The organism is Escherichia sp. MOD1-EC5189, assembly GCF_002966045.1.
GTDB lineage: Bacteria > Pseudomonadota > Gammaproteobacteria > Enterobacterales > Enterobacteriaceae > Escherichia > Escherichia coli_F.
The window spans coordinates 123783-137350 of the sequence record NZ_PTRX01000004.1; the positions used below are offsets into that span (position 1 = coordinate 123783).

Consider the following 13568-nt stretch of genomic DNA (forward strand, 5'->3'; position numbering starts at 1 on the left):
TTTCCTCTCCGCCCGTGCATTCATCTAGGGGCAAATCAAAAAAGATGGCTAAGCAAGATTATTACGAGATTTTAGGCGTTTCCAAAACAGCGGAAGAGCGTGAAATCAAAAAGGCCTACAAACGCCTGGCCATGAAATACCACCCGGACCGTAACCAGGGTGACAAAGAGGCCGAGGCGAAATTTAAAGAGATCAAGGAAGCTTATGAAGTTCTGACCGACTCGCAAAAACGTGCGGCATACGATCAGTATGGTCATGCTGCTTTTGAGCAAGGCGGCATGGGCGGCGGCGGTTTTGGCGGCGGCGCAGACTTCAGCGATATTTTTGGTGACGTTTTCGGCGATATTTTTGGCGGCGGACGTGGTCGTCAACGTGCGGCGCGCGGTGCTGATTTACGCTATAACATGGAGCTCACCCTCGAAGAAGCTGTACGTGGCGTGACCAAAGAGATCCGCATTCCGACTCTGGAAGAGTGTGACGTTTGCCACGGTAGCGGTGCAAAACCAGGTACACAGCCGCAGACCTGTCCGACCTGTCATGGCTCTGGTCAGGTGCAGATGCGCCAGGGCTTCTTCGCTGTACAGCAGACCTGTCCACACTGTCAGGGCCGCGGTACGCTGATCAAAGATCCGTGCAACAAATGTCATGGTCATGGTCGTGTTGAGCGCAGCAAAACGCTGTCCGTTAAAATCCCGGCAGGAGTGGACACTGGAGACCGCATCCGTCTTGCGGGCGAAGGTGAAGCGGGCGAGCATGGCGCACCGGCAGGCGATCTGTACGTTCAGGTTCAGGTTAAACAGCACCCGATTTTCGAGCGTGAAGGCAACAACCTGTATTGCGAAGTCCCGATCAACTTCGCTATGGCGGCGCTGGGTGGCGAAATCGAAGTACCGACTCTTGATGGTCGCGTCAAACTGAAAGTGCCTGGCGAAACCCAGACCGGTAAGCTGTTCCGTATGCGCGGTAAAGGCGTCAAGTCTGTCCGCGGTGGCGCACAGGGTGATTTGCTGTGCCGCGTTGTCGTCGAAACACCGGTAGGCCTGAACGAGAAGCAGAAACAGCTGCTGCAAGAGCTGCAGGAAAGCTTCGGTGGCCCAACCGGCGAGCACAACAGCCCGCGTTCAAAGAGCTTCTTTGATGGTGTGAAGAAGTTTTTTGACGACCTGACTCGCTAACCTCCCCAAAAGCCTGCCTGTGGGCCGGCTTGGGTAAAAATAGGGTGCGTTGAAGATATGCGAGCACCTGTAAAGTGGCGGGGATCACTCCCCGCCGTTGCTCTTACTCGGATTCGTAAGCCGTGAAAACAGCAACCTCCGTCTGGCCAGTTCGGATGTGAACCTCACAGAGGTCTTTTCTCGTTACCAGCGCCGCCACTACGGCGGTGATACAGATGACGATCAGGGCGACAATCATCGCCTTATGCTGCTTCATTGCTCTCTTCTCCTTGACCTTACGGTCAGTAAGAGGCACTCTACATGTGTTCTGCATATAGGGGGCCTCGGGTTGATGGTAAAATATCACTCGGGGCTTTTCTCTATCTGCCGTTCAGCTAATGCCTGAGACAGACAGCCTCAAGCACCCGCCGCTATTATATCGCTCTCTTTAACCCATTCTGTTTTATCGATTCTAATCCTGAAGACGCCTCGCATTTTTGCGTAATTAATCTTTAGTACATTGTTTATTTTAACTCTTATGTGCGTTTTCATTTACAAAAGTTGAGATTATGAACAAGAGGTTTAAGTTATGCCTGAATGGTGAGTTATTACTGGAGAAAGTAATAGAAGATACAAAATATTCTTGTACAGAATTGAATTTTCTTTTTGTGAGGAAAAATGTTTATAAATCAATGAGTGATATTTAAAATCGACACACTTTTTGAAACACAATACCTCCACACCCGGGGGTAAAAGTAATCTGCGATCTCCATCACGCTTTGCCATTCACCTTTAAATATACTTTCTGAGTCGTTCTTAATCAAAATGAATTATCTGATGTATTGATTTCTATGGAATCATAAAAACAATGAATGGAGAACATATTATATGTCTGCCAAAAGACGGCTTCTTATTGCGTGTGCCCTGACAACGATTTTCTATCATCTTCCTGCATATTCTTCATTAGAATATAAAGGTTCCTTTGGCTCAATAAATGCAGGTTATGCTGACTGGAATAGTGGCTTCGTTAACACTCATCGTGGTGAAGTATGGAAAGTGACTGCGGACTTTGGTGTGAATTTTAAAGAAGCCGAGTTTTACTCATTTTATGAAAGCAATGTGCTTAACCATGCCGTAGCGGGGCGTAATCATACCGTTTCTGCTATGACACATGTCAGACTCTTTGACTCCAATATGACTTTCTTTGGCAAGATCTATGGTCAATGGGATAACTCATGGGGTGACGATCTTGATATGTTTTATGGTTTGGGCTACCTCGGCTGGAATGGTTCATGGGGGGTTTTTAAACCGTATATTGGATTACATAATCAATCTGGAGACTACGTCTCAGCCAAATATGGACAAACAAATGGCTGGAATGGTTATGTTGTTGGCTGGACAGCAGTATTACCTTTTACGTTATTTGACGAAAAATTTGTTTTATCTAACTGGAATGAAATAGAACTGGACAGAAATGATGCCTATGCGGAACAACAATTTGGTCGGAATGGGCTAAATGGCGGTTTAACAGTGGCCTGGAAGTTCTATCCTCGCTGGAAAGCCAGTGTGACGTGGCGTTATTTCGATAATAAGCTGGGCTACGATGGCTTTGGCGATCAAATGATTTATATGCTTGGTTATGATTTCTAATTTTTTATCAGGGAATAATTATGCAGAAAACGTTAATGGCCAGTTTGATCGGCCTTGCAGTTTGCACAGGGAATGCTTTTAGTCCTGCCTTAGCCGCAGAGGCTAAACAACCTAATTTAGTCATTATTATGGCGGATGATTTAGGTTATGGCGATTTAGCAACATATGGTCATCAGATCGTTAAAACACCTAATATCGACAGGCTTGCCCAGGAAGGGGTCAAATTTACTGACTACTATGGGCCCGCCCCTTTAAGTTCACCTTCACGCGCTGGGCTATTAACCGGCCGGATGCCATTTCGTACTGGAATTCGCTCATGGATTCCTTCAGGCAAAGATGTTGCCTTAGGGCGTAACGAACTCACGATTGCTAATCTACTCAAAGCGCAAGGGTACGACACGGCAATGATGGGTAAGCTGCATCTGAATGCAGGCGGCGATCGTACCGATCAGCCTCAGGCAAAAGATATGGGCTTTGATTACTCACTGGTTAATACGGCGGGTTTTGTTACCGACGCTACTCTGGATAATGCGAAGGAGCGTCCCCGTTTTGGTATGGTGTATCCGACGGGTTGGTTGCGTAACGGGCAACCCACACCTCGTGCCGATAAAATGAGTGGTGAGTATGTCAGTTCGGAAGTCGTTAACTGGTTGGATAACAAAAAGGATAGTAAGCCTTTCTTCCTTTATGTCGCTTTTACCGAAGTGCACAGTCCCCTGGCTTCGCCCAAAAAATACCTCGACATGTACTCACATTATATGAGCGACTATCAGAAGCAGCATCCTGATTTATTTTATGGCGACTGGGCGGATAAACCCTGGCGTGGTACAGGAGAATATTATGCCAACATCAGTTATCTGGATGCTCAGGTTGGAAAAGTACTGGATAAAATCAAAGCGATGGGTGAAGAAGATAACACCATCGTTATTTTTACCAGTGATAACGGCCCAGTAACCCGTGAAGCGCGCAAAGTGTATGAGCTGAATTTGGCAGGGGAAACTGATGGATTACGCGGTCGCAAGGATAATCTTTGGGAAGGCGGCATCCGTGTTCCGGCGATTATTAAATACGGAAAGCATCTTCCAAAGGGAATGGTTTCAGATACTCCCGTTTATGGTCTGGACTGGATGCCTACGCTGGCGAAAATAATGAACTTCAAATTACCGACGGACCGCACTTTTGATGGCGAATCGTTGGTTCCTGTCCTTGAGAACAAGGCGCTAAAACGTGAAAAGCCATTAATCTTCGGAATTGACATGCCATTCCAGGATGATCCAACCGACGAATGGGCGATACGTGATGGTGACTGGAAAATGATCATCGATCGTAACAATAAGCCAAAGTACTTATACAACCTCAAAACCGATCGTTTTGAGACCATTAATCAGATAGGTAAAAATCCAGACATTGAAAAACAAATGTATGGTAAGTTCTTAAAGTATAAAGCCGATATTGATAATGATTCATTAATGAAAGCCAGAGGTGATAAACCGGAAGCGGTAACCTGGGGCTAATCTGATAACCATAATAAATGTAATGTATGCCTTTCAGGGCTATGCCCGCCTGATTCAATGTTACACATTGAATCAGGTTCTTTTCTTTGACATATGACGATAATATCCGGGTATTCGCAGGGAGTGAATATGTTTACCAACGTAAATGTTGATTGTTGCAAAACACCAGGATGCAAAAACCTGGGGTTGTTGAATAGCCAGGATTATATTGCACAAGGCAAAAATATTTTATGTCGGGAATGCGGTTACTTGTTTCCTGTGATATCTGAACGATCTCTTAATATTTATCGTAATCGTGTTAATCATTCATGGAGAGGGTTGGTTCCACAATGTTCAGCTTGCGGAAGCACATCTCTGAAAAAGTATGGCTATTCAGCTCAGGGGCAGAGGAGAATGTATTGTCATCATTGTTCCAGAACTTTTATCACTCTGGATCATGTAAATACAACGCCGCGAAGAACACATTTAGCATTGATGATTGAGCAAGGCGCTTCACTTGCAGATATCCGTAAATTATTACTTCTTAATAGCACAGGGCTTAACCGTGAGTTGATGAAACTAGCCCGGGAAGTAAACTATAAAGAAAGTTGCCAGTACTCTTCTGCTTCTGATATTTCTCTCGCTACCCGCGCTTTTCGCGTAAAGTTTAACGGTAGTAACAACTATCTTTATAGTCTTGTTACCGCAGAAGAACAAAGCGGTAGAGTCGTCGCTATTTCAACAAATTATTCTTCATCAGCGGTAGAGTCGCATTATCAATATGCATCAAGTTATGAAGAGCGTTTGTCTCCAGGTACACTGGCGCATCACGTACAACGCAAGGAGTTACTTACTATGCGGCGTGATACCTTATTTGATATTGATTATGGTCGGGCGATATTACATCAAAACGATCCGGGGATGCTGGTGAAACCGGTTCTTCCGGCATATCGCCATTTTGAACTGGTTAGAGCACTGACTGAAGCATATTCTATAAATATTCAACACTACCTTGATCACGAGTGCTTTATATTAGGCGGTTGTCTAATGGCTAATTTACAGCATATTCATCAAAGCCGGTGCCATATTTCCTTTGTGAAAGAACGCGGCGAGAAAACGACTCATTATGATACGCCGCCGCGGTTGTTTTTGAGTGGTGGCGTGAGAAATAATGTCTGGCGTGCATTTTCCGCCCGTGATTATTCAATGGCTGTTTGTAACCTTACAGGAAACAAGAAAGCAAATGAAATGCGGTATTCGACGTTAGCAAGCGCGACTCGTTTTATCAACTTCCTGGAGGCTCATCCCTTTCTACTCTCATTAAACCGAATGTCGCCTGCCAATGTTGTCTCAACATTAGATATTTTCAAGCATCTCTGGAATAAACAGCTATAGCACAGTGCGATTTTATTATTACTTTTCCTAATTAATCCCTCAGAAATCCTGACCTTAAGCTATGATTATCAGGGCTTAGGGTCACTCGTGAGCGCTTACAGCCGTCAAAAACTCATCTCATCGCTGATGGCACAAATCCTTCAATGGTTCGTAAAAAACGAATTATTCCTACACTATAATCTGATTTTAACGATGATTCGTGCGGGGTAAAATAGTAAAAACGATCTATTCACCTGAAAGAGAAATAAAAAGTGAAACATCTGCATCGATTCTTTAGCAGTGATGCCTCGGGAGGCATTATTCTTATCATTGCCGCTATCCTGGCGATGATTATGGCCAATAGCGGCGCAACCAGTGGATGGTATCACGACTTTCTGGAGACGCCGGTTCAGCTCCGGGTTGGTTCACTCGAAATCAACAAAAACATGCTGTTATGGATAAATGACGCGCTGATGGCGGTATTTTTCCTGTTAGTCGGTCTGGAAGTTAAACGTGAACTGATGCAAGGATCGCTAGCCAGCTTACGGCAGGCCGCATTTCCAGTTATCGCCGCTATTGGTGGGATGATTGTTCCGGCATTACTCTATCTTGCCTTTAACTATGCCGATTCGATTACCCGCGAAGGGTGGGCGATCCCGGCGGCTACTGACATTGCCTTTGCACTTGGTGTGCTGGCGCTGTTGGGAAGTCGTGTTCCGTTAGCGCTGAAGATCTTTTTGATGGCTCTGGCTATTATCGACGATCTTGGGGCCATCATTATCATCGCATTGTTCTACACTAATGACTTATCGATGGCCTCTCTTGGTGTCGCGGCTGTAGCAATTGCGGTACTCGCGGTATTGAATCTGTGTGGTGTACGCCGCACGGGCGTCTATATTCTGGTTGGCGTGGTGTTGTGGACTGCGGTGTTGAAATCGGGGGTTCACGCAACCCTGGCGGGGGTAATTGTCGGCTTCTTTATTCCTTTGAAAGAGAAGCATGGGCGTTCTCCAGCGAAGCGACTGGAGCATGTGTTGCACCCGTGGGTGGCGTATCTGATTTTACCGCTGTTTGCATTTGCTAATGCTGGCGTTTCACTGCAAGGCGTCACGCTGGATGGCTTGACCTCCATTCTGCCATTGGGGATCATCGCTGGCTTGCTGATTGGCAAACCGCTGGGGATTAGTCTGTTCTGCTGGTTGGCGCTGCGTTTGAAACTGGCGCATCTGCCTGAGGGAACGACTTATCAGCAAATTATGGCGGTGGGGATCCTGTGCGGTATCGGTTTTACTATGTCTATCTTTATTGCCAGCCTTGCCTTTGGTAGCGTAGATCCAGAACTGATTAACTGGGCGAAACTCGGTATCCTGGTTGGTTCTATCTCTTCGGCGGTAATTGGATACAGCTGGTTACGCGTTCGTTTGCGTCCATCAGTTTGACAGGACGGTTTACCGGGGAGCCATAAACGGCTCCCTTTTCATTGTTATCAGGGAGAGAAATGAGCATGTCTCATATCAATTACAACCACTTATACTACTTCTGGCATGTCTACAAAGAAGGTTCTGTGGTTGGCGCAGCGGAGGCGCTCTATTTAACACCACAAACGATTACCGGGCAGATCAGGGCGCTGGAAGAGCGTCTGCAAGGTAAACTATTTAAGCGCAAGGGACGTGGTCTCGAACCCAGCGAACTGGGAGAGCTGGTCTATCGCTATGCCGATAAAATGTTTACCTTAAGCCAGGAAATGCTGGATATCGTGAACTATCGCAAAGAGTCCAATTTATTGTTTGACGTTGGCGTGGCTGATGCACTTTCCAAACGCCTGGTCAGTAGCGTACTGAACGCCGCAGTGGTAGAAGGTGAGCCGATTCATCTTCGCTGCTTCGAATCCACCCACGAAATGCTGCTGGAGCAATTAAGTCAGCATAAACTGGATATGATCATTTCCGATTGCCCGATAGATTCTACGCAGCAGGAAGGCCTGTTCTCCGTGAGAATTGGCGAATGTGGCGTGAGCTTCTGGTGTACAAATCCACCACCGGAAAAACCATTCCCGGCTTGTCTGGAAGAACGGCGGCTTTTGATTCCTGGACGGCGTTCAATGTTAGGACGCAAATTGCTTAACTGGTTTAACTCCCAGGGATTAAACGTAGAAATCCTTGGCGAGTTTGATGATGCCGCATTAATGAAAGCTTTTGGTGCGATGCACAATGCAATCTTCGTTGCTCCAACGCTTTATGCTTATGACTTTTATGCCGATAAAACTGTCGTGGAAATTGGTCGCGTAGAAAATGTAATGGAAGAGTACCATGCCATTTTTGCTGAGCGGATGATTCAGCATCCGGCAGTACAGCGTATCTGTAATACGGATTATTCTTCGTTGTTTTCTCCCGCCTCACGATAGATATTAAAACTCACGCCCCGCTATATACGGGGCGTGCTAATGAACAAACGATGTCCTTTAAACGGGTAATAACTGGCGATATTTCCCTTTCTCACGAATGAATACCGGTATCTGGTGCAGCGGCGCGCAATGATGAAGCTTTTGCCCACCCGCGTAGTGTTCATGGGTATAAAAATCGATCCATGTCTCTCCGGCAGGCAACCAGACATCACGTGAACGTGTACCTTCGTGCATTACAGGGGCAACGAGAAGGTCCGGGCCAAAGCAGTACTGATCATAAATATTCCAGCTTTCTGCCTGGTCTGGAAACTCAAAGAACATCGTGCGCATTACCGGGCTGTTCTTCTCGTGCGTCTCAGCCATAATTTTACTGATATAAGGTTTCAGCTTCTCACGCAACTGCAGGCAGGAAGTGAGAATTTCACCGGTTTCTTCACCATAGCTCCAGACTTCATTCGGCGCGCCAGTCGGACATTGTGCGATGCCATCACGATAGGGTTGTTCAGGCAAAACTTGCGGGTCGCGGTTGCCATGTAAACGCATTACTGGGCTGAATACCCCCCACTGGAACCAGCGAATAAGCAGTTCATGAAATTTTGGATCATGTATGTTGCCACCGTGGAAACCGCCAATATCCGTCGTCCACCACGGGATCCCGGCAATTCCCATGTTCAGCCCCGCAGCAAACTGATTACGCAGAGAACGGAAGGAGGAGTGGATATCGCCTGACCACACCAGAGCACCATATTTCTGACTACCGGCCCAGGCGCAGCGTAGCAGGTTGATCACCTGCTTTTCTCCGGCTGCCTGCATGCCATCGAAGAACGTTTTGGCGTACATACGCGGATAGATATTACCGACTTCCAGCACTGGCCCTGCGTAGTAACGATAGTTGTCATAATCGTAAACACCGAACTCTGGCTCGGCTTCATCCAGCCAGAACAGTTTCACTCCTTTATCGTAATAATTGCGTTTGGCTTTGTTCCAGACATATTCCCGTGCGCCAGGATGTGTCGCATCAAAGAACGTGGTGTTGCCAAGGAAATCCATATTGATAGGCAAACCACGCTCGGTGTGGACTAGCCAGCCGTTTTCTTTCATCTCCCGATAACTCTCGGTACGGTTATCTACGGTAGGCCAGAATGAAACCATCAGTTCGATACCCATTTCTTTTAATTCGGCGATCATCGCATCGGGATCGGGCCAGTCACGCAGATCGAACATCCAGTCACCCTGATTCGGCCAATGGAAGAAATCGATGACAATCACCGAGATCGGAAGATTGCGTTGCTTGTAGCCGCGTGCGACTTCTAACAATTCTTGTTGATTACGATAGCGAAGCTTGCATTGCCAGAACCCCATTGCGTAATCAGGCATCATCGGTGGCGTACCGGTTACTCGTGCATAGGCTTCACTGATCTCAGCCGGAGTATCGCCCGCAGTGATCCAGTAGTCCAGTTGTTCACTGACTTCTGCTACCCATTCCGTACCGTTTTGCGCGAAGGTGACGCGGCCAATTGCTGGGTTATTCCACAGAAAACCATAACCCTGATTTGATAGCAGGAAGGGAACAGAAGCCTGCGAGTTACGTTGTGCCAGCTCCAGCATGCAACCTTTTAAATCCAGGTTTGGTTGCTGATACTGACCCATGCCAAAGAGTTTCTCGCCATCGTTGGCTTCAAATCGTGCCTTAATCGTAAATTTCCCGCCAGGAATAGGCTTGAATTCACGGGCCTGTAGATTAAGAGCGCTCACATATTGGCCGTGTGCTGACTCATCTTCACCAATTTCGCCACGTTGACGCCAGAACTCTTGCAGCAGGCATTTATCATCATTACGCCAGAAAGAGAGCTGGCCCTGAAGATTTACGATGGCAGTGATTTTACCATTTCTCAGCGTTGCCTGTTTTTCATCCCAGGTGATATGAGCGACAGCATCGCCAGGATCCTGAGTTAACGCCCAGTTTTCATTGCGCATTACCGGTAAATGGCGGCCGCTTCGCACGCGTAAACTGTTTTCGCCCCAGGCTTCAATCCAGAGATAACGATCGTCTTGTTGCCAGACCAGACGGTGGGGATCTTGCTTAATAAACGACATAATTGTTCCTCCCAGGAGCAAGTGGCATGTTGATTAAATTCAACGATTGTGGGCTTGCAGATCGTGTTGGATACGACCTTCCATCGCTTCATACTGGCGAAAGAAGAGCAGTGGTACAGCCGCGAGAGCAAAGAGCAGCGCAGGGACCCAGATAAATGCCAGGCTGATACCTTCCAACCCCGCAGCCGTCTGTTGTTGGTTGGGGATATAACCAAAGCTGTCCATAATAAAGGCAGCGAAAGCTGTACCGATACCACTGCCCATCTTGATGCAGAAGGTGCTGCCGAAGGCGATCAGAATGCCGGTAGCTTTAATGCCGGTTTTCCAGCGACCAAAGTCAACGGCGAAACCGAGCATCGCGAAAGGCATAGAACAGGCGATACCGCTGCCGATATTGGCGAGTACCCAGGCGGCGATCATCAAAGGGATGCTGTCGGCAGCCAGCCACATGAGGCCCCCGCCTAACATCGCAACCAGCAGCCCGGTAATCCAAATCCAGGTTTTGGTGAGATAGCGACTGAAGAACGGAATGGCAATGATAAACAGGATCTGAATGGTGGCGAGGCTGTTAACCAGCGGGACCAGATCTTTGCGATCCAGATTGTAGGTTAAATAGTAAACAATAGTGGTGTTGCGCTGCTGTAGGGCAATCCAGAAGATAAGGTTCGCCACTACCATCAGGAGCCACGGCCAGTTCCCTTTCATTGCCGAAAAACTCTTTTTCATCGGCAGTCGTGGTTCTTGCTGTATTTTATCGGTATCCAGTTCGCGAATATTTTTAAAGGCAAACAACGTTAAGGCACAGGATATTACGGCAAAGACTATGGCAGTATATATAAAGCCTGCTTTATCGTTACCATTACCAAGGAAAGCGACCAATGGCAATGCTGTCGCATTCATTAATAGTACGCCAATTTGCCCACCAGTCATGCGATATGAGTTTAATACCAAGCGTTCCTTTGGTGACAGCGTCATTAGCGGTAATATAGCGCTTAATGGTGTATTCAACCCAGTGAACAGAATGCTGGCTAACATGTACGATATTGCTGCATAAACAGCTTTCCCTGTCATGCTGATATCGGGTGACCAGAAAGAAAGCGCACTAAATACAGCAAAAGGTAATGGTAACCATAAAAACCATGGACGGCATTTTCCATAACGCGAATGGGTTTTATCGATAATGATTCCCCACACTGGCGCATCAATACCGTCTACAATGCGCGCCAGCAGTAGGATTATGCCTGCAACCGCCAGACTAATCCCTGCTACGTCGGTGTAGAAATAAAGAATGTAGGTAGAGCCAAAACAGTAGAGCAGATTACCGGCAACATCCAGTGAGCCGTAGCTAATCCGCTGTATTAAAGGTAAGGAATCGGATGAAGTTGATTGAGTAGTTTCAATGACGGAACTCATTATATTCTCTCCAGAACAAGAATGCCTGTCTCAGAAAAAAAAGCTTTTATTTTCTAAGTAAATACATACTGACTTTCCTTAATGCATATTTATTAATGATTTAAACAACGTTGTGGGAATGAGGTTAGTTAAGGAGAGTGATGGCGACAATTATAATTTTTCGTTTTAAGTTTGCGTTAATTCGTTTTTGGCTTTGTTTCTCTGTATTTTGTTATGCAGTTCACGTTTTATCAGAGAATAAAACATTTTAACTTTTATGATGAAATGTTAAATGTTTTATACTTGGGGAAATATATGGCGGCAGAAATAAGTAAAAGAGATATGCCTTTCATTTGAAACTTCCAGGCGTGCAGACATAAAAAAACCCGCTTGCGCGGGCTTTTTCACAAAGCTTCAGCAAATTGGCGATTAAGCCAGTTTGTTGATCTGTGCAGTCAGGTTAGCCTTATGACGTGCAGCTTTGTTTTTGTGGATCAGACCTTTAGCAGCCTGACGGTCCACGATCGGTTGCATTTCGTTAAATGCTTTCTGTGCAGCAGCTTTGTCGCCAGCTTCGATAGCTGCGTATACTTTCTTGATGAAAGTACGCATCATAGAGCGACGGCTTGCGTTGTGCTTACGAGCCTTTTCAGACTGAATGGCGCGCTTCTTAGCTGATTTGATATTAGCCAAGGTCCAACTCCCAAATGTGTTCTATATGGACAATTCAAAGGCCGAGGAATATGCCCTTTTAGCCTTCTTTTGTCAATGGATTTGTGCAAATAAGCGCCGTTAATGTGCCGGCACTCGTTACGTAGTGATGGCGCAGGATTCTACCAGCTTGCGTGGTGCGAATACAGCTTTTCCGCGATAAAAATTGCAGCAGGCGGTCTGTTTCTTCCCGTAATTTGCGGCATGGCAATGAAAAGCCACTTCTTTCTGATTTCAGTACTCAATCGCCGGTTAACCTTGACCGCTGTACAAGGTATACTCGGACGATTTTCACTGTTTTGAGCCAGACATGAAGCTGATACGCGGCATACATAATCTCAGCCAGGCCCCGCAAGAAGGGTGTGTGCTGACTATTGGTAATTTCGACGGCGTGCATCGCGGTCATCGCGCGCTGTTACAGGGCTTGCAGGAAGAAGGGCGCAAGCGCAACTTACCGGTGATGGTGATGCTTTTTGAACCTCAACCACTGGAACTGTTTGCTACCGATAAAGCCCCGGCACGGCTGACCCGACTGCGGGAAAAACTGCGTTACCTTGCAGAGTGTGGCGTTGATTACGTGCTGTGCGTGCGTTTCGACAGGCGTTTCGCGGCGTTAACCGCGCAAAATTTCATCAGCGATCTTCTGGTGAAGCATTTGCGGGTAAAATTTCTTGCTGTAGGGGATGATTTCCGCTTTGGCGCTGGTCGTGAAGGCGATTTCTTGTTATTACAGAAAGCTGGCGCGGAATACGGCTTCGATATCACCAGTACGCAAACTTTTTGCGAAGGTGGCGTGCGCATCAGCAGTACCGCTGTACGTCAGGCGCTGGCGGATGACAATCTGGCTCTGGCAGAAAGTTTACTGGGGCACCCGTTTGCCATCTCCGGGCGTGTGGTCCACGGTGATGAATTAGGGCGCACTATAGGTTTCCCGACGGCGAATGTACCGCTGCGCCGTCAGGTTTCCCCGGTGAAAGGGGTTTATGCGGTAGAAGTGCTGGGCCTCGGTGAAAAGCCGTTACCCGGCGTTGCAAACATCGGAACACGCCCAACGGTTGCCGGTATTCGCCAGCAGCTGGAAGTGCATTTGTTAGATGTTGCAATGGACCTGTATGGTCGCCATATACAAGTAGTGCTGCGTAAAAAAATACGCAATGAGCAGCGATTTGCGTCGCTGGACGAACTGAAAGCGCAGATTGCGCGTGATGAATTAACCGCCCGCGAATTTTTTGGGCTAACAAAACCGGCTTAAGCCTGTTATGTAATCAAACCGAAATACGGAACCGAGAATCT

12 protein-coding genes are annotated in these 13568 nt (G+C 47.0%); 8 read left to right on the plus strand and 4 right to left on the minus strand.

Annotated elements, in window-relative coordinates; genetic code table 11:
• Positions 1 to 44 precede the first annotated feature (44 nt).
• Complete coding sequence (gene dnaJ / locus ATB02_RS04780; protein ID WP_001118464.1) at positions 45 to 1175, plus strand: molecular chaperone DnaJ; 1131 nt, start codon at positions 45 to 47, stop codon at positions 1173 to 1175.
• Positions 1176 to 1278: 103 nt separating this feature from the next.
• On the opposite strand, the gene mokC is transcribed toward dnaJ, so the two are convergent.
• Positions 1279 to 1431, minus strand: coding sequence for a type I toxin-antitoxin system toxin MokC (gene mokC, locus ATB02_RS04785; RefSeq protein ID WP_000809168.1), 153 nt, complete (start codon positions 1429 to 1431; stop codon positions 1279 to 1281).
• A 611-nt stretch (positions 1432 to 2042) separates the two neighbouring features.
• Here mokC and ATB02_RS04790 point away from each other — a divergent pair.
• The 5 genes from ATB02_RS04790 (at position 2043) to nhaR (ending at position 8075) form a co-directional block, all read left to right on the plus strand.
• Positions 2043 to 2804 (plus strand): outer membrane protein OmpK, encoded by a 762-nt coding sequence (locus ATB02_RS04790; protein WP_001570909.1) that lies wholly within the window; start codon positions 2043 to 2045, stop codon positions 2802 to 2804.
• A gap of 20 nt (positions 2805 to 2824) precedes the next feature.
• Positions 2825 to 4318, plus strand: a complete 1494-nt coding sequence (locus tag ATB02_RS04795; RefSeq protein WP_105271165.1) for a sulfatase family protein — start codon at positions 2825 to 2827, stop codon at positions 4316 to 4318.
• Between the two features lie 129 nt (positions 4319 to 4447).
• Positions 4448 to 5692 carry an IS1/IS1595 family N-terminal zinc-binding domain-containing protein gene (locus tag ATB02_RS04800; protein WP_105271166.1) on the plus strand — a complete coding sequence of 415 codons (1245 nt, stop codon included), beginning with the start codon at positions 4448 to 4450 and terminating at the stop codon, positions 5690 to 5692.
• Positions 5693 to 5943: 251 nt separating this feature from the next.
• The gene (gene nhaA / locus ATB02_RS04805) at positions 5944 to 7110 is read left to right on the plus strand and encodes a Na+/H+ antiporter NhaA (RefSeq protein WP_105271167.1); all 1167 of its coding nucleotides are present in this window, start codon (positions 5944 to 5946) and stop codon (positions 7108 to 7110) included.
• 65 nt (positions 7111 to 7175) lie between these two features.
• Positions 7176 to 8075: a transcriptional activator NhaR gene (nhaR, locus tag ATB02_RS04810; RefSeq protein ID WP_001295755.1), complete on the plus strand. Its 900-nt coding sequence runs from the start codon at positions 7176 to 7178 to the stop codon at positions 8073 to 8075.
• Between the two features lie 57 nt (positions 8076 to 8132).
• On the opposite strand, the gene ATB02_RS04815 is transcribed toward nhaR, so the two are convergent.
• The 3 genes from ATB02_RS04815 to rpsT form a co-directional block, all read right to left on the minus strand.
• The gene (locus ATB02_RS04815; RefSeq protein WP_000008159.1) at positions 8133 to 10172 is read right to left on the minus strand and encodes a glycoside hydrolase family 31 protein; all 2040 of its coding nucleotides are present in this window, start codon (positions 10170 to 10172) and stop codon (positions 8133 to 8135) included.
• Positions 10173 to 10211: 39 nt separating this feature from the next.
• Complete coding sequence (locus ATB02_RS04820) at positions 10212 to 11585, minus strand: MFS transporter (RefSeq protein WP_000099997.1); 1374 nt, start codon at positions 11583 to 11585, stop codon at positions 10212 to 10214.
• Positions 11586 to 11993: 408 nt separating this feature from the next.
• Entirely contained in the window at positions 11994 to 12257 is a 264-nt protein-coding gene (gene rpsT, locus ATB02_RS04825) for a 30S ribosomal protein S20 (RefSeq protein WP_001274021.1), read from the minus strand.
• A 102-nt stretch (positions 12258 to 12359) separates the two neighbouring features.
• On the opposite strand from rpsT, the gene ATB02_RS04830 reads away from it, so the two are divergent.
• Positions 12360 to 12578, plus strand: coding sequence for a DUF2575 family protein (locus ATB02_RS04830; RefSeq protein ID WP_001353471.1), 219 nt, complete (start codon positions 12360 to 12362; stop codon positions 12576 to 12578).
• Between the two features lie 7 nt (positions 12579 to 12585).
• Positions 12586 to 13527, plus strand: a complete 942-nt coding sequence (gene ribF / locus ATB02_RS04835) for a bifunctional riboflavin kinase/FAD synthetase (protein WP_000767324.1) — start codon at positions 12586 to 12588, stop codon at positions 13525 to 13527.
• Positions 13528 to 13568: the final 41 nt, after the last annotated feature.